This window comes from Priestia sp. 53B2, from assembly GCF_056099005.1.
In genome coordinates this window covers 41,750-59,292 of the sequence record NZ_JBLZXA010000041.1, presented here as the reverse complement: position 1 = coordinate 59,292, position 17,543 = coordinate 41,750, and the positions used below count along the sequence as shown (strand labels likewise).

Here is a 17,543-nt window from a genome sequence, read left to right as displayed (position 1 = left end):
TATTTAGGTACAAATCAATAGCCTTCAACTTATCTTCAAATGTATGTCTAGACATACAAGCACCCCAATCATTAGAGTTTCTTTGTCTAACAATTGGGGTGCAGTTCACATTGGGTGGCTTTTTATTTATTTTTATGGCGGAATTTCTGTACTATAGGATAAAAACATGTTCTATATTATAGAGGAAGGGTAATAATAATTTTTGTCCCTTGATTAGGGATTGTATTAATTTTAATTGATCCATCGTGTGCTAATATTATTTGCCTAGCAATTGCCATTCCCAAACCAGAACCAGAATGACTGAAAGAGTTCGTGCCTCTATAGTATCGATCAAATAGGTGTTCTAGGACTTCTTCTTCCATGCCTATTCCATCGTCTTCAATTGTCATCTTGATTTGTTTCGCAGCTTCTGTGTCTATATTAACTTTCACAGTAGTATAAGGAGGGTTATGCTTAATGCTATTCGCAATTAGATTCTCAAGAGCCCTCTTTAAATAAGTACTATCCCCGTTAAGTATAATCACTTCTTTATCTGTATTAAATTCAAAATCCTTATTTTTTGCTTCAGGAAGTTTCGTTAGGCTAATGAAGGTTTCTCGAATCATATTTACAATGTTATCTGGCTGTTTATTGAGAGGCAAAGCATCATTTTTTAAACGGAAAGTAAGACTGAAATCCTCAAGAAGTTGCTCCATATAGTCAACCCTTTCTTGCATCGTATCAGAAAATTGACGTATATTATCTATTTCCCATTGATGGTCTTTAGAAGATAACAAGACTGTATAACCTTTAACGACGGATAAGGGAGTTTTTAAATCATGAGAGACGCCAGTTATCCATTCTTCCCTTGTTTTCTCCAATTGTTCTCTCTCTTTTTGATTCTGTTTTAGCATTTCGGTTAGAGTTCGAAGAGCTTCCATTAGTTCTTTATACGTCCTGAATTCAGCTCTCAGTTTTCCTTTCTTATTTTGGCTAGGAATAATGCCTTTATGAACTAAAGGTTCTTGATAGTTCCCTCTTGATAAATTGTCAATCCATGAAACCACATGCAGCAAAGGGGCAGCAAACCTTTTACCAAAAAGTACTGCTACTGCAATGCCGATAATCAGGATTAATAAAATCCATAAATTATTAGCCCAAAACAATAGAGAGCTATGAGTTATAAACTTCTTACCGACTATCCAAGTTAACTCTTTATCAGCTTTTTTTTCATACCAGACTGATAATTGATAACCTTTTTTAGCTGGATATATGTAATTTGAAACTAGCTGCCCTGGTGCATGATGCGAAGGAATAGCCGAAGGCTTATTAACGGATAACTTTTCATTTCCATTCTCATCTAGTATCTGCAACCATAAATGATGTTTTTTTATATAATCAACAGATGTATTTTTTACGCTTAAATTCCCATTCTCTAAGGTAGTATCTTTAACAATATCGCTAATTGGTAAGGATGAAGTAGATTTTTTTTCATTTAAAAAGAAGCTAAATATAAGGAAAGATATGAATAATAAAACTGTGAAGATTATGATTAAATAAAAGAGACGTGAAACAAAGTGAAAAGCAACACGGTTCCTTAAATTCATAAACGATCCTCTGAGGGAATTGAAACATCTAACATATAACCTAATCCACGTATCGTTTTAATTCGTTTAGGTCGACTAGGATCAATCTCTATTTTTTCCCTTAGTCGTCGAATGTGTACCATGACTGTACTATCTCCACCATAATATTCTCCCCAAACTTCTTTATAAAGTGTGTGTTTACTTATAATTTGATTCGGGTTTTGGCACAGAAATAAAAGAAGTTTTAGTTCTTGGGCTGGGCAATCTATCTGTTGATTGTTTACTATAAGCCTTCCAGACTTTTCATCAACTTGAAAGTCACCAAAATCATATGTAGAATAAATTCGCTTACTTTGTCCTGAGATAGATGCTCTCTTTAATTGGGCCTTTATTCGTGCAGCTACTTCTAAAGGATTGAATGGTTTAGTTATATAGTCATCTCCCCCAAAACTAAACCCCTGAAGCTTATCTAAATCAGAGTTCCTTGCAGTTAGAAACAGAATAGGAACGTTTGAATACTGCCTAATTTGATTACAGAGAGAAAATCCATCCGTATCAGGGAGCATAATATCTAATAAAATAATATCTGGATTATACTTTGTTACAACCTGAATGCTATCATACCCATTAGATGCATTATAGATTTTCTTAAAGCCTTCCTTTTCTAGTACTACATTTAATAAATCTAAAATAGGTTTATCATCATCTATTACTAAGATCGTATTGTTTTGAATAACTTCTTGCATAAGTTATCCTCCTGTCTAGCTGTTATTAATCCAATAAAGATATATTTATATTTTACAATAAATACATATTTTTTACTTTTGAATAGGAGAAAGTTTAAGTAATGTTAAGCTTTCTCAAAATTGTTAACTTAAAGTGTCCGAGTTTAGGAATTAAGGTGAAAATATATATCCCTATAAGTTGTTAAGGTAATGTTTAAGAAAAGTTTCAGCCATGTTTAGATACTTCAGTATACGATGTAATTGAGGTGATTAACGTGGATGGAAATACAATTTTGACTAAAAACCTAAGCAAAAAATATAAAAAAAACATGTCTGTAAATGGAGTTGACCTAAGAGTAAATAAGGGAGAAATATTTGGCTTTTTAGGACCAAATGGAGCCGGTAAAACGACTACTATACGAATGTTATTAGGCTTGATAAAACCAACTCAAGGCGAGATAGAATTATTTGGACAGGATTTCACTAAAAATAGAACAAAAATTCTACAACGGATAGGATCCTTAGTTGAGTCTCCTTCTTATTATGGAAATTTGACCGGATTTGAAAATTTAGAAGCTGTAAGACGTCTTAGAGGATTATCAGAAAAACGTGTAAATGAGGTTCTTGAGGTTGTTCGTTTAAACAAAGTAGCAAACCGATTAGTTAAAGAATATTCATTAGGAATGAAACAGCGATTAGGGATTGCAGCTGCACTCCTAAGCGAACCGGAATTATTAATACTTGATGAACCTACAAATGGTTTAGATCCTGCTGGTATACAGGAGATTCGTGAATTAATTAAAGAGTTGCCTCATCAAAATGGAATGACTGTACTTGTATCAAGTCATTTACTCAGTGAAATTGATCAAATGGCAACCCAAGTTGGAATTATAACAGAAGGAAAGATGATTTTTCAGGATTCAATAGAAGTATTACGTAAAAAACGCCAACCTTTATTAAAGATTGCTGTTAATAATACTTTAGAAGCAAGCAATATTTTGAAAGCTAAAGGGATTATACCTACCATTCATAAAGAGTCATTATGGGTTTCAGAAACTGATCCTGAATTTGTTTCCGAAATCAACTCAACCCTAGTGCACTCCGGTTTATCAGTTTATCGCCTAGAGGAAGTGAAGCGTACTCTAGAAGATATCTTCCTAGATTTAACTGGTAAAGGAGCAAGCTTATGATAAAAAATGTATTATGGGCGGAACAACTTAAATTAAAGCGCTCATTTTTACCGTATGTATTGGTTTTAGTTCCTTTATTAGTATTAGGATATGAACTATTAAACTTAACTTATCGGTCTGAGTACGTAGAAAAGCAAGCTGTTCTTTTTAAAGCAAAATCAATGTGGGAGTATCTCTTGTTTGATAATAGCATTCTGTTTGGATTAGGTTTTCCTTTAGCTATTACCATTGCCGCATCAATTATTGCTAATATAGAGCATCAATCCAATGCTTGGAAGCAAACATTAACCTTTCCTATTTCTCGAGCTCGTATCTATATAGGTAAATTTATTTGGCTAATAATTGGATTGTTTTTTTCACTTACGATATTTCTTATAGGGTTAATACTCTTGGGGGAAATGCTAGGTTTTGATGGAAAAATGCCTATTAAATTATTGTTGGGTGACAGTTATCTCATATTAGTCACTTCTTTACCTTTAATTTCTTTTCAACTATGGCTCTCCATCACCTTTAAGAATCAAGCCTTTTCGATTTTAATTGGAACAGTATGCTCAATGGTAGGATTATTCCTAGCAGCAGGAACTTCTACACGTTGGTTTCCTCTAGCATATCCTGTTCAGACTTCAACTGTTATCCTTCAGTATAAAGGCTTAGGATATAATCCAGATTTATCAATTTATCTTACTGTTAATCTTATTCTAGGACTACTTTTGTTAGTTATAGGATTAGTACACTTTTCAAAACGCGATGTAAAATAGGGAGAGGTTTAACATGAAGGAAATCTTAACTGTAGAAAAGTTAAAACTAAAACGTTCTAAACTATGGATTTTATATATTCTAGGTCCTCTAATTGGAGTTACGCTAGCTTATACAAATTTTCATAATAACTATAAGTTATTTGTTCAGCCCGGAGATAATGAATGGATTGAAGCCTGGACTCAAGTAGCCATTTTTATGGGACCTTTCGTTTTACCTATAATGGTAGGTGTTTATGCTGCATTCGTGTGTCGAAGTGAACATGTAAGTGGAGGATGGAAACAACTTTTAGCTTTACCTGTTCAAAGAAATAAGATTTTTTTAGGTAAATTTTTAATCACGGCCACAATGGTTGCTGTTACATTGTTTATAGTACTCATTTTATTTTTAGGATTTGGTCTAGTCAGAGGAATAAACGGAGAGTTGCCAATGTTAACTCTCATAGGGTACTGCATAAAAGGTTTTTTAGCATGTTTACCACTAATGTTATTGCAACTTATTATATCTATCCGGTCAAAAACATTTGGCATTCCTCTGGCTGTTAGTATCGTATTTACACTGCCAGCAATTATAGTAGCAAGTACACCTTTAGGACAGATCTATCCTTGGACCCAACCAATGTTAGCTATGTCCCCAGCCGATGAATCGCCTATTGAATCTTATTTCACCTTTTACACGTTACTAAGTATCTTGTCCATGGTCCTATTGTATTTTGGAATAAGAAACTTTGCAAAAAGGGATATATTATAAATCTGTGATTAGTTAAAAATTACTGTAAAGAATATATAAAAAGTCCTTTGCTTTGAATAGCAAGGGACTTTTTATATTTGAGGGAACAGGATGAGAAATTACATTTAAGAATGAATCGCGTACGCAAAAGTATCAGTCTGCGGCTTTTTCTTTTTTTAAAACACTTTAAAACACAAAATCTCCATCTGATTATTTGGTTATTTATGTTAATCATCACAAATAATTGTATATTAGCTTGATTTAACTAATGGTATTAGTTAATATATAAATGGAAATAGTTATAAAACTAATATAAGAAGGAGCTATTTCGATGAGAATTATTCATGAAGCATACTTATATCAATTGACTTTTCTACCGGGGTTTTTCCCAGTTAATTGTTACTTAGTTGAAGAGAGTGATAGTTTAACTTTAGTTGATGCTGCGCTTCCTTACAGTGCTAAGAAAATATTACAGGCTGCTAAAAAGATTAACAAACCCATTACACGTATTCTTCTAACCCATGCGCACGACGATCATGTAGGAGCACTTGATAAAATAAAGCTATTACTTCCTAATATCCCTGTACATATTTCAAGTAGAGATGCCCGATTAATGGGTGGAGATACTACATTAGATCCTAATGAACCGAATACTCCTATACGTGGCGGAGTACCTAAAAATTTAAAAACCAGAGCAGACATTTTATTACAAGATGGTGACCAAATTGGTTCACTAATTGCGATAGCTGCTCCTGGACATACGCCAGGTTCAATGGCATTTTTTGATACCCGTACTAATACCTTAATTGCTGGTGATGCGTTTCAAACAAGGGGTGGTATGGCAGTAACTGGTCAGCTTCAACCTTTATTTCCCTTTCCAGCAATGGCTACATGGAATAAGGAAGTTGCACTTCAGAGTGCTCACAAATTATTGGATTACAATCCTTCATTGCTTGCTGTAGGGCATGGAAAAATGATAAAACAACCAGAAAAAGCTATAAATAACGCTATTATAAAAGCTAGATTAAATTTAAAACACATTTAACCTATAGTAAGAAAGGGGTCTAACTATGGCCACAAGACCAGGAATCGATTTAGACACTATTTTAAAAGCCTCCACAGAAATGGCAAATACACAAGGGTTAGACGAAGTAACATTAGCTTCACTTGCTAAAAAACTAAATATCCGTCCACCTTCTCTATATAACCACGTAAATGGATTACCAGCATTAAGGAAAAAGCTTGCTGTCTATGGTTACGAAAAACTTTATAAAGCGTTAATACATGCAACGGTAGGACGTTCACAAGATAATGCAGTTCGTGCACTAGGGGAAGCTTACATAGTTTTTGTTCGTAATCATCCAGGGTTGTATGAAGCAATGCTTCGTTCTCCTAATTCTGATGACCTAGAACTTAAGCACATACAAAACGAAACCATTAATATTGTTATTCGAGTACTTAATGAATATGGCTTAGGGGAGGAGCAAACTTTACACGCCGCACGAGGGCTACGAAGTATTTTGCACGGCTTTGCTTCACTTGAGCAGAAAAAAGGATTTGGTCTCCCCCATGATCTTGATGTAAGTCTTCTCATGTTAGTAGATATTTTTTTAAGAGGAATAAATGCGATGAAACAAGAGAGTAAAAACAATGAAGACGATTAATTTAATATGAATCTTCTTTCTTTCATCAAAACTTTAAATTTAATGTTGCGATTTTCTTTGGAATTGTTCGCACTTGGCTCACTAGCTTACTGGGGATTCCAAACTGGAAAAGGGTCAATGAGAGTATTGTTAACAATAGGTGCTCCGTTAATAATTGCAGTAGTTTGGGGGATTTTTGGTTCTCCTCGTTCTTACGTTCAACTATCTACCCCTATGCATATATTGCTTGAACTGCTTGTATTCGGGCTTCCTTCTGTTGCTCTATACACTAGTGGTAAGCATTCTCTGGCACTTATTTATATTACAATCGCTATAATAAATCGCATTTTAATGTATATCTGGCAGCAACAATGATACTAAAATGTATAGATGGTTAAAACCCAAAAACGATTACTCAGATTAGAGTAATCGTTTTTGGGTAAATTTCTTTCACACCCTATGTGTTACATAAGGTAGCTTTTAATTAGTTCGCAAAGGTATACGTTTACGGACATATAGAAATTTACTAAATTCTACTTTTATACATATCCGTAAAAGTTTAAAAACACTTTTCGGACGTTCTATGATTTACATATACCTTTACAGACGTTTTTTCTCTATGATGGAGTTAAAAACGAATATGAAAATCAGGTAATTAATAATCTGTCTTACGTCTTTTATTAACTACATCAAGTAATGAATTGAGACGTTTATTATCTTTCACTTCTTTACCCAATAGATAGTCACAAAAAGCGATATTATGCAATGTAGCAAAGACCATTTTATCTAAATCCGGTTCATCTATCGTTTCAAAGTATTTGTTATTCTTCTTAAAAATAGGGAACTTTCATACAACTAGGTCGTATGAAATATAGCAGGGATCGATACGGAGAATAAAAAAGAAATTTGCTGCTGTTGTGGTGATATATACCATAGGTAATTTTTTCAGTATATCCATAAATTAGATTATGATTTATGATATAGAATGTAAGATCTCATTATTTTATATTTTATTTTTAAAGGAGAGAGAACTATGTTTGTAGGAAAAAAAAGAGCTCGTGGCGCAGGAAATGAAATTGATAAAATTTTAGTAGATATTGACAATATTACTCAATCTAAAATTGACCGAGTTTGCGATAGAATCGATTCAGAATTAAATTCTTGTGGACGAGAATTAGGGAATTCAATCCAAACTTTGCAACAAGTTAAACCCTTAATGGATAGATTAGTAGCTCAAGTTGGTGACAATGCTCCTGACCATGTTCAAGTACTTGTACAATCAATTGCTCAAGAAGTTATGAGTAAAGTTAATGGCTCAATTGATAACCAAGCAGAAGTACAACGTAACATTAAAGATGTCGATAAATATACAAATGAGATTGATTCATTAACCGATGAAATCGATTCTTTGACAAATAAAATTGATGACCTTACGGATAAATTCCAAGGTTAATAGGAGTGGTTTAATAATGACTAAAAACTGGACTCCACCAGTGGGACAAACTCCTAACTATATGAATGGCTGGAATAACCATCATACACACCAAACAGCAAATACAGTTGACCATATTGCAGATAAGGCTTCATTTGCAGTGGATATGATTAACAATGCATTAATTGGATTTGATGGAATTGAGAAAGAATTAATGGAGCTTTCTATAGCTCAGAATCCTCCACAACCTGAAACTCTTAGAACAATTGCACATCGTGTTGATACATACCAAAAACAAGTACAAGATGGACTATCAAGAATGAAAAAATTTATGGAAGACATAGATAAAACAACAGATAGCTTACAAAGAAATTCAGGTTGGAAATATTAAATACTAAAAAATCGTAGAGTGGTTCTCTACGATTTTTTAGTTAAGTTTGGCCTTTATTAACACTCTTAACTAACCTCTCCAAAATGGGGAAACTACTAAATTAACTGCTTAATTTTATCGACCTTTCTTTTGGACGGAACTTTCCATTTTATAAAAAAGCTTAATTGAAAGTCACTTTTAATTAATAAAGCCCCTTTTTGTCGGTTAACAGTTCATTGGCCAATTTTAAGATATCGATTACAACTTGCTCCCACTGGTTTACTTGTTTTTTCAGTCGCTTAATATCGTTTTGTTGGTCTAGAGTTAAATTCACATCCTCTTGCCAATTTTCAACCTGCTTTTTGAATACTTGTACAATTCCTTCAGGCTCGTCAGCATACAATTCAATGACACGATGTATCATATAATCCTCTAACACATACGGCTTTTGTCCAGTTTTTAATAGATTGTTATAGTCTTCTTGTGCTTTCCTTAGTTGTCCCTCAATAAATTCTGCGATCTCCAGCAAACAATCGAGTGGCCAATTGGGATAATCTTCAGATGGATTTATGGGGTAAGGTGGGTTATTAAAAGTATTCCCTCTCATGCTTCTTATTGTATGTACAAGTTCATTTATATAATTCAATGCAGCTATTTTAGTTCTTGCAGAAGTAACATATATGGAAAATCCTAAGGCTATAAAAGTGGAAGCATCTCCTATACGACTCATTATTGCTTTGTCTATTTTATTTAACGGCTCTAAAAACGGAAAAATAAGGATAGATGTCATAGATAAAATATAGCAAAATTCGGTGATCATTGATTTAGGAATGCGGTAATAACCCAACGCCCTCATCCATCTTAAATTCCCACTGTTAGCAGCCTTAAAGCTAACTTCCTCATGTGCATCTAAAAAGTCCGGAAATGTAATGAAAAAACTTGCTAATGATACCCCTGTAATAAATTGAGAAGTAATAGTGACTACTTCGAAAGAGCGTAATATACCTAGTAAAATTAGTCCAATTCCAAAACTCATGGTCAGTAACTCTAATTTTCTTTCAGGCCACATATTTATCCCTCGCTTCCCATTTTTACAAAGTATGACTTATAGCTTAATGGTATGACGGTTTCTGAACTCATCCATACCTTAATTATTAGATATCCCAAAAACAATGGTTTTTGGTGAGAATGAAAATGGAAAGAAAATCGACTTGATATCACATGAAAATAACCAAAACTTATACCTAAAACTAATTATCAAAAACGTGAATTTTTCATTGATGAAGTATTTGAGTTAAAGAATAAAATGAGATTAAGTGAGCTAATTGATGTTCGTTTTACATAAAATAATTTCACCTTCACTATTTGTGGTAATCTAATAAGAGTCAACTAGAAAAAAGTGATCAAAATGGAAGAGAAAGAGCAGCAAGAAATAGATCTTGATAAAGTATATGACTATGCTGAATATCCAGATGAAAAGTTATCAAGACTAAAATTCAAATAATATAGAAAAATAAGGGGTCCTTACATATTATATATGTCAAAATAGTGTCGCCGAAAGTTGAGCTTAGTTTAGATCCTCGACCTATCGTTAAACCAGCCGATTATTGGTATCGGCTGGTTTTTTTACATTCGAAGTTTTTGTTTCCAGACACAAATGGTTTATGCGATATATTAACTATCCTGCCCCTTTAGCGACACAAGAGAAAACGTTTCATTTAAAGACGAATAGAGCCATAATGATGTCGGCTCTCAAAAAGAAACGCAATGATACTTTCATAATAAGGTATAAATTGTTTTAGTTCGATTAGCTTTAAGATTTCCTCTTTAGAAGCCCATTTGGCTGCTTGTACTTCCTCTTTCTGTAATGTCAATTCATTCAAATCAAAGTCATATTCAATTAAATAATAATCATCAAAGCCACGTTCAAAGTTAATAGTAAATTGTGGGCGAATCTTTTCAAAGTTATAATGTATCCCCAACTCCTCGAATAACTCTCTTGAAGCAGCCTGCTGACTTGTATCGCCTGCAACTGCACTCCCACCACAAGTAATATCCCAAAGGTTCGGCCATCCTTGCTTAAAGGGATGACGCTGCTGAATGAGCATTTCCCCTTTCGAATTAAATATACATACGTGTACTACTAAATGAAACTCGTCTTGTGTCATTTTATCTCCACGAGTTATTTGTTTCTCTATTTTATTACGATGCTTATCAAATAGATCCCACTTTTCCATTGCTAAACTCCTTATGTATACCATTATATTTACGTGTATTTGCTTATAAAGTAAATTAATAGTCTTAAATTTTTACAATATAAATATCATGCACACTTTGCAGAGTTAACTGATAAATACAAAGCAACATCTCTGATTTTCTCGTCTGTTTCTGCTTCAATCATCTCTCTCTCTTTTGTATAGGAGTAAAGTGTGTCACCTTTTATTAAATGATCAGATAGATTTAACAGTCCAATGGAACTTTTATTAAACTTCCTAGCAATCGCTAAAGTTGTTGCTGTTTCCATATCCACCCCAAGATGCCCATTTAACAACCATTTATTTATTATATTGCGTGTTTCCAGAAGCATTGCACTTGTAGAAATAACAGAACCTGTAACGTATTTATATCCTTTTTTTTACAGTAATCTATTGTAGCATTTATTACCCTTTCATCTGATTTTACTGTTACAAGCGTCCCTATCTGTACTTTATCATATAGTTTAATAATTTCGTTGTTATACATACGAATACAACCAGAACTTACATAGCTGACAATCCCCAACATATAAAAAAAGAGCACATATTCTATGACTATCTAATCATTACCTACTGCGGTAGATTTTCTTTTTGGTCTATCAAGGTAAACATGCAACCCTACTGCGGTAGCTACTTAGTATCAAAAGAATAACTACTTCGTTTGGTAATTCAGTATCTACCTCGTTAGTGTTACTGCATTAATACAGGCTTTGTGTACGTATTGAAGCTAATTTGGGAACTTGTAAGGAAGCTGAGCCGAAGAGGCGAATGGGGCGACCGGATGCACCTTTTTGAAAAAAACTATACACCAAATACGAAAATAGAGCCATTCTTTATAAAACCACATCAAATGATTGTGCAAACTGTTAAAACAACGTATTCTTAAACTAGAAAAGCAAAAACCGAATCAAAAACAAAAGGAAAAAGGATTCTATTTCTGAAGTTATATTCATAAACAAAAAACGCATAAAAAAGGCTTTCTCTCGCGTTTATTTAGCTAATGGAGGAAATTGGTTATGCAAGATAAAATACAGGTTATTGAGGCTAAAAAAGAGGCGTTGGAACGTCAATTAAAAGCAATCAGTAACGATTACTTTGATGATCCTGAGATAGTTGCGCAGCTTGAGCTTGCGATTCGTATTTATGAAGATGTTCTTTCTATCCTTAGTGAACCCTCAGAAGAAGAAAAAAGCTGGATAGATACCTTAGATGGTCCTAGTTTAAAAGAAAGTGATATCGCCAATTTAAAGGGTTTTAAAAAAGAAAAAAATGGAGTCATTACCTTTCAATTTACCATTCATGGAGAAGTGCATGAAGCGACTGCAACTTACGTGGAGAACGTACTTAACTTGAATACTGTTTCAAAGGTTGGAGAAGAAGGCATGATTTCTTTATCTTCCAACAAAGATGGCATCCGAAATCTCCTGCATATTGAACTGCTTTTAAATAGCATCATTGGAACGCAGCGTACTTTTTCAAGTAAACCATAACCCCATGTTATAACTAAATAACATGGGGATTTTTAATTAAAAAAGTCGTTGATATCTTTGTTTTTATCAATTTTTTTCACCGTATCTATGATTTTTTTTAGTATTTTAGGTGTCGGTATGTAATCTTTCTTATTACACAAGCGCCAAACGGTATTACGTGAAACCTTTGCCCGTTCTGCAAACTCTGTTTGCTCAATACCTTCTCTGTCGAGCCATTTGCCGAATTTGCTACGTTTTGGATTATTCCATGGTAACATTTCTACATCACTCCTTTTCTATTATCCTGTCCAATTTTCACCTACTTTAACCTACTTTTATCTAGGTGAAGCTAAAAGTAGGCATAAAGAGGTAAATTTCGAATAGAATAGAAGAAATTAAACCAATTCGTGTATCCTGTCGACATTTTTGGAATAATCATATAGCATGAATACAGTTAAGACCGCCTTATACACTAATACATAATGGGCGGTCTTTGTTATGGATATGTTATGATTTTTAACTATTTACAAAAAATAGAAAATCCTATTCAAAGGAGAATCACCTTATTTACATATGATAAAAAAAGATTAAAAAGCTATCTTTATATTGGGATATTAATTTTTTGATTTTTTATACCTATTCCAAGTAATTACACCAGATATACAAAACAATTTGATTAATAACTCAAGTTGAACCTAATAAATTAATAAGTTCAACTTGAGTTATAAGAATCACATTTTGATATCGAATAAGTGTACTTAATAGATTAATGAGTTTAACTAACAATACCAAGTCTTTGTTCGATTAAATTTATATTGAACTAAAGGTCAACTAAAACGGTGATATATCATCGTTATGCTATGTGTATAACGCTATAATGGTTGTGGCGGGTTATGCTATAAATTATCCTAAAACGTTATTTTAACAAACTTCATTAACCGACACATCGCTATAACGAGTAATTTTTATTAAAAAACACTTCTTAATCGCTATAACGCATAAAAGAAGATTGTGTTAGTATAAAAAAACAAAAAACCTCAGATTGACTCTGAGATTTAAAAAGGGCTTATGAAATGTATTTTAGATTATATATTTAACTATGCAAGTAACAAAAGAGGTTTTACCGTTCCCTTATGTTCTCCCAAACAAACGAGCGATAAAGCCTTGTTTCTTTTGCTCCTCTAATTTATCTGTAGCAGCTGCGATAAGTTTCATGGATTCATTCTGTTCTTCCCGTTGCTCTTGAAGCATTCTTATACCTTCCATAAGCCGATTATCGCGATCCATTAATCTTTTATCCTGTTCTTCAAATTTCTTTTGTATATATGTATCACGTTCTTCAAGACGTTCTGATAATAACTTAATGAACTCAGTCTGTTTGTTAATAAGTTCTGTTTGTTCATCTATACGTTTGGATAACGCTGCCATATCACCATTATGCTGGTCATTTTGTGCTTGATTTGCTGTAACGGGTACTGCTATACCTTCTCCTTTAAGTATTGGTACGAGTTCGTTTGCAGCTTGTTCTAGCGTCATGCTAGTGTTAACTTTAGCATTAATTAATCTTCGAATCGCCATAATGTCTTTATCACTATATTGTCTATGACCTTGATCGTTTTTACCAAAACTCCAGCCGGCTCTTTCAAGCTGATATGCATACTTTCGTAAAGTAGATTCTTTTATAGCTAGCATAGCAGTCAAATCGCTTGGTGAATAATACACTTTTGAATAATTATCTTCACTCGACATAGCGACCCTCCTTTAGTTTCACTTGTTGTTTGATTCGCTATAGCAGTAGTACAATCCTTTCTATCATAACAAAATAACAACTATATAGAGTAGTGTTTTATTTTGTTGGTAATAATAAAAAGGCCTATTACAAACTTAACAATAGGCCTCGAAAATTCCTTTTAAATTTTTGAATGTAAAAGAGGAGAGACAATACGCTCATTTGATAGGTATGTCTTTTCCTTTGAGAATAGCTTTAATCCCATAATATCAGGGTGAACCTGCACGGTGATAGAACGATAATGTAAACCGGAATCTTCTATACTAGGAAAATCATTGTTGAGCTTCTTATTGTACTCAGGTTTGAAATAATTGATTAGAGCTGCTTCTGTTGCATCTAAGATTTGATTATTTAATTCCAGAGGTGGATTCTTTGTTAGCTCTTGTAGTTGAATTAGATCTTCGTCTTCACTATCTATTTCCTCTAATAATTGTGATTTGAACTCCAATAATAGAAGAGCTAGATCTTTTTCTGGATATTCACGTAAAAGATCTGCTTCTAACTTCTGTAACGTAGGATCAGACATTAACTCTTCAGCAGGAAGTTGTTCTCCATTTTCTCCAAATGCCTGCCCAATATAAACGATTTCTGTATCTAGGTAATACTTTGAATGCTCACGATAGACTTGAAGTAGACTTAACTCGATAACACCCTTTTCCCAACCTGTAAATACAATTGCTTTACGTGGCTGCTCATATTCAAATTCAAATTTTCTGTGATCAAATCCTGGGATAACACTTGGAAAAACGGAAACATCAAGCGTCTCCCTTGAAGTATGGTCGCCTGTTCCAACAATGACATCAAAACGTATATGATTTTCAAAGAATTGGACAGAATCTTCATCTATACTTATTTTCGGGATAAGAGTAGCTACATATATATTATATCTTCGATCATCTGGCGATAAATGACCTAAATCATAAGGGCAACACATGCTTAGATGATAAGCCCATGTTTGCAGTCCAAACTCTGACATATAGTTGGTATTCATAGCTGCCTCCTTCGATTTTGCTTTATTTTTGATGTTCATAAACCACAGGGACTTTATCCATTTTCACGGTTTTGGCCACAATATAACGACGATAGCCATCTTTTAAGACCTTCGAACCTTTCTCAATTGTTAAAGGCTTGTCAAGGTGTCCTGTACGCTTCACAAACTCAACGACTTCCTCTGTTTTCACAGGGTTTGGACGTGTCTTTAAGAAGGCTTCAGGAACGATAATTTCATCAAAACTTACAATATCCTGTGTCCCTTTTGGGTGAGTAGGTAGCTGTTTTTGTTGTGGTGCAGCCTTTTTCTCTTGAGCAGGTGTTTCGTTCACTTCTGGCAGTACAGTTTTCGCCTCTTTTGCTACAGACTCTTGTTTTTCTTCCTGTTTGGTAGCTGCAACCTCTTGTTGAGCCTTAGAAACCTCTTGTTGGGCTTCTTTCTTATCTTTTGACTCATTGGCTTCTTTATCGTTTTTATTCGGGAGAACAGTAATCTGGAAGCAGATGATACCAATTTCTCCAGGGCACTCGTCAATGGGAATATCTAACGTTGGTTCCCCTTGAACTAAGATCTTTTCATGCATAATACTCTTTTTTGTCAGTCCGGTTTTATTAAAGGCTTTCTTGGCAACAAACACCGTATACGAAATAAAGGTGCTCTTTTTCAGACCTTTAGGCGCAGAAGGTGAACCTTTTTCACGCATATCAAAGGCAACGTAGCGATCATATTCTCGTAGTGGTCCTGTCGCAGAGCCTGTTAGGGTCATTTTATGTGGCATGGTGATCTCCTCCTACATAGATTTATATATTAATTATTTAGAAGTATGTTCTAAATAATAATACTCTTACTAAACATCAGCTTCTAAGGGATTTCTTCACTTTTTGATTACGAAACTGAACCTTTTAACTGGTCCTGTTGGTGCAATAAAGCTTGTTCCTCTGGTGTTAAGACTTGTCCTAGATCCTGCTTCAGCTGTGCCATTTCTAACGAACTGTACGTAGAACTGTGTTCTTTGAGTATGTTTTCTTCTTCTGACGTTAGTTCTTGCCCTAAATCTTGCTTTAATTGGATCATTTCAAGCTGTTGATCTAAAGAAACAGTTGCTTCTTGTGTACACTCTTTTGGCTCCTGTTCAGCTTTTAACCAAGCAGGAACGATTTCCTTACGGATGATCTGTTTAGGCGTAAATAAAGCTGTCTTAGCTTCAGTATGTATGTCTGACTCAGATGTTTGTTGTTCTGTATTCCCTTTTAGTAGATTTGTAAATTGATTGAATGCAATTTGATAAACAAGACGGCACATGTCATCCAGTGATAGGGTAGTACCCTTATGATTAGCCTCATGGACATATTTATCTAAGCCGACAATGGCTGTATAAGCGACTTCATGTACTTGCTCTTTCACAATCTCAATCTCTGTATCTCGTTTTACTGCTTTTGCAGCATTTCGAATACGAGCATAAAAGTCTTTTAGTTGATGACCATATTTCCCTGCGTACACATGATTTACTTTTTTAGGCACACCTTTGATATACGCAAATGACTGTGAAGCAGATATTAAATGATTATTTAAATGATTTTTAGGTAAATCAAGGTTAATAAAGGGGGGCGACGTTTTTTCGCCCTCTAAGCTTGTTGTATCAATGTTTTCAGCACTTTCTGGACTTGTCACAGGAGTTGTCACAGGAGTTGTCATTTCTTCTTGTTGAAGCGTTTGAATACCTGTCGTATCGTGTGCAAAAAAGATTTCCTCACAAATTTGATTGAAATTCTTATGGCTTTTAAGGATAAACACATAGCTATCAGGATGAGCACCTGTTGTATCTTCTTTGATATAACGTGCTACGATCATAAACGGTGTTGCTTTTAACGATTTCACAAAGCGAGAAACGGTACTTTGGGATACATCAAACTTTTCCATAAGTGTTTTGGAGTGAATCGCTTGAATGCCTGTAGCAACAAGGTTATAAATTACGTAATCTAACATTTCCATCCGTTTTTTAGGGAATACTTTATGTAGGGCTTCTTGTTGTTGTTTAAAGTATGTACGAAGGGTTTCTAAAAACGCTTCTTTCTTTTTACGAAGGGTCGGTTTTTCTTTCCATAACCATTTGAATCGTCCGTTGAAGGTGTTTACATCAGGTAAATAGCAAGTCAATATCTTTGTCATTTGTTCATCTTCTCCTTTAAGGAACACAAAAAAGACATTATCTCCCTTGTAAAAGGAAAACAATGCCTCAATTAAGATAAACTAAGCCCTTGAAATAGATGTCAATTTCGTATAAAATAAAACCATAAGTTTTATTTTGTACAAAACTAACTCTATTAACAAGAGACTTCGACAAGTGTTTTCCCTACCGTAACTAGGGGGAACGGTTTAAGAGTGTTGTAGCACTACTTAAACAGTTGAAGTCTTTTTTCTATCCGCACGTTTTTGTTAGTTTTATTATAGCGTTAACTAGTCTCATAATTCAATAAAAATTAGCAAAATATATCAAAACAAGTATTTTTAGCTACGATCCGTTTGTTATTTCTTTAGGAGTCGACTTCATCATAGCTGAATTTGTGGAATCTGGGGAGGGGTATTTTTTTACCCCTCCCTAAGTAGTTAGAAGTGTGTTATAATGATG

General features: G+C 34.0%; 20 protein-coding genes. 9 read left to right on the top strand and 11 right to left on the bottom strand.

All coding sequences use genetic code 11. The annotated features are described in order from the left end of the window. Nucleotides 1-176: 176 nt before the first annotated feature. Both ACN6NE_RS30485 and ACN6NE_RS30480 read right to left on the bottom strand, forming a co-directional pair. Nucleotides 177-1,586: a sensor histidine kinase gene (locus ACN6NE_RS30485; protein WP_474329281.1), complete on the bottom strand. Its 1,410-nt coding sequence runs from the start codon at nt 1,584-1,586 to the stop codon at nt 177-179. Beyond that, a complete protein-coding gene (locus tag ACN6NE_RS30480; protein WP_474329279.1) occupies nt 1,583-2,311 on the bottom strand; it encodes a response regulator transcription factor in 729 nt (242 codons plus the stop codon). The genes ACN6NE_RS30485 and ACN6NE_RS30480 overlap by 4 nt, the downstream gene beginning before the upstream one ends. A gap of 308 nt (nt 2,312-2,619) precedes the next feature. Here ACN6NE_RS30480 and ACN6NE_RS30475 point away from each other — a divergent pair, with 308 nt between their 5' ends. The 8 genes from ACN6NE_RS30475 (at nt 2,620) to ACN6NE_RS30440 (ending at nt 8,431) form a co-directional block, all read left to right on the top strand. Continuing rightward, nucleotides 2,620-3,480, top strand: a complete 861-nt coding sequence (locus ACN6NE_RS30475; protein WP_474329286.1) for an ABC transporter ATP-binding protein — start codon at nt 2,620-2,622, stop codon at nt 3,478-3,480. Then, complete coding sequence (locus tag ACN6NE_RS30470; RefSeq protein ID WP_474329277.1) at nt 3,477-4,238, top strand: ABC transporter permease; 762 nt, start codon at nt 3,477-3,479, stop codon at nt 4,236-4,238. The genes ACN6NE_RS30475 and ACN6NE_RS30470 overlap by 4 nt, the downstream gene beginning before the upstream one ends. Before the next feature lie 13 nt (nt 4,239-4,251). Continuing rightward, nucleotides 4,252-4,986: an ABC transporter permease gene (locus tag ACN6NE_RS30465; RefSeq protein WP_474329275.1), complete on the top strand. Its 735-nt coding sequence runs from the start codon at nt 4,252-4,254 to the stop codon at nt 4,984-4,986. Between the two features lie 310 nt (nt 4,987-5,296). Beyond that, on the top strand, nt 5,297-6,010 hold the full coding sequence (locus ACN6NE_RS30460; protein WP_474329274.1) for an MBL fold metallo-hydrolase: 714 nt from the start codon (nt 5,297-5,299) through the stop codon (nt 6,008-6,010). A gap of 25 nt (nt 6,011-6,035) precedes the next feature. After that, entirely contained in the window at nt 6,036-6,629 is a 594-nt protein-coding gene (locus ACN6NE_RS30455; RefSeq protein WP_061860265.1) for a TetR/AcrR family transcriptional regulator, read from the top strand. Nucleotides 6,630-6,635: 6 nt separating this feature from the next. Further along, a complete protein-coding gene (locus ACN6NE_RS30450) occupies nt 6,636-6,983 on the top strand; it encodes a YrdB family protein (RefSeq protein ID WP_153252725.1) in 348 nt (115 codons plus the stop codon). A gap of 658 nt (nt 6,984-7,641) precedes the next feature. Further along, nucleotides 7,642-8,061, top strand: coding sequence for a hypothetical protein (locus ACN6NE_RS30445; protein WP_474329271.1), 420 nt, complete (start codon nt 7,642-7,644; stop codon nt 8,059-8,061). Between the two features lie 16 nt (nt 8,062-8,077). Next, nucleotides 8,078-8,431, top strand: coding sequence for a hypothetical protein (locus ACN6NE_RS30440; protein ID WP_474329269.1), 354 nt, complete (start codon nt 8,078-8,080; stop codon nt 8,429-8,431). 181 nt (nt 8,432-8,612) lie between these two features. On the opposite strand, the gene ACN6NE_RS30435 is transcribed toward ACN6NE_RS30440, so the two are convergent. The 4 genes from ACN6NE_RS30435 to ACN6NE_RS30420 form a co-directional block, all read right to left on the bottom strand. After that, nucleotides 8,613-9,479, bottom strand: coding sequence for a hypothetical protein (locus ACN6NE_RS30435; RefSeq protein ID WP_474329267.1), 867 nt, complete (start codon nt 9,477-9,479; stop codon nt 8,613-8,615). A 649-nt stretch (nt 9,480-10,128) separates the two neighbouring features. Further along, complete coding sequence (locus ACN6NE_RS30430) at nt 10,129-10,647, bottom strand: NUDIX hydrolase (protein ID WP_474329265.1); 519 nt, start codon at nt 10,645-10,647, stop codon at nt 10,129-10,131. Nucleotides 10,648-10,733: 86 nt separating this feature from the next. Beyond that, a complete protein-coding gene (locus ACN6NE_RS30425) occupies nt 10,734-10,997 on the bottom strand; it encodes a hypothetical protein (protein ID WP_474329263.1) in 264 nt (87 codons plus the stop codon). Beyond that, the gene (locus ACN6NE_RS30420; protein WP_474329261.1) at nt 10,973-11,152 is read right to left on the bottom strand and encodes a hypothetical protein; all 180 of its coding nucleotides are present in this window, start codon (nt 11,150-11,152) and stop codon (nt 10,973-10,975) included. Before ACN6NE_RS30420 ends, ACN6NE_RS30425 begins: the two co-directional genes overlap by 25 nt. Before the next feature lie 529 nt (nt 11,153-11,681). On the opposite strand from ACN6NE_RS30420, the gene ACN6NE_RS30415 reads away from it, so the two are divergent. Then, nucleotides 11,682-12,155, top strand: a complete 474-nt coding sequence (locus ACN6NE_RS30415; protein WP_474329259.1) for a hypothetical protein — start codon at nt 11,682-11,684, stop codon at nt 12,153-12,155. 32 nt (nt 12,156-12,187) lie between these two features. On the opposite strand, the gene ACN6NE_RS30410 is transcribed toward ACN6NE_RS30415, so the two are convergent. The 5 genes from ACN6NE_RS30410 to ACN6NE_RS30390 form a co-directional block, all read right to left on the bottom strand. After that, nucleotides 12,188-12,412 carry a helix-turn-helix domain-containing protein gene (locus ACN6NE_RS30410; RefSeq protein ID WP_047933701.1) on the bottom strand — a complete coding sequence of 75 codons (225 nt, stop codon included), beginning with the start codon at nt 12,410-12,412 and terminating at the stop codon, nt 12,188-12,190. 853 nt (nt 12,413-13,265) lie between these two features. After that, nucleotides 13,266-13,883 carry a MerR family transcriptional regulator gene (locus ACN6NE_RS30405; protein ID WP_474329257.1) on the bottom strand — a complete coding sequence of 206 codons (618 nt, stop codon included), beginning with the start codon at nt 13,881-13,883 and terminating at the stop codon, nt 13,266-13,268. Nucleotides 13,884-14,044: 161 nt separating this feature from the next. Next, nucleotides 14,045-14,914, bottom strand: a complete 870-nt coding sequence (locus tag ACN6NE_RS30400; protein WP_474329255.1) for a hypothetical protein — start codon at nt 14,912-14,914, stop codon at nt 14,045-14,047. A gap of 22 nt (nt 14,915-14,936) precedes the next feature. Next, nucleotides 14,937-15,692, bottom strand: coding sequence for a ParB N-terminal domain-containing protein (locus ACN6NE_RS30395; protein WP_474329253.1), 756 nt, complete (start codon nt 15,690-15,692; stop codon nt 14,937-14,939). Nucleotides 15,693-15,799: 107 nt separating this feature from the next. Next, complete coding sequence (locus tag ACN6NE_RS30390; RefSeq protein ID WP_474329251.1) at nt 15,800-17,083, bottom strand: replication protein; 1,284 nt, start codon at nt 17,081-17,083, stop codon at nt 15,800-15,802. Between the last annotated feature and the right edge of the window lie 460 nt (nt 17,084-17,543).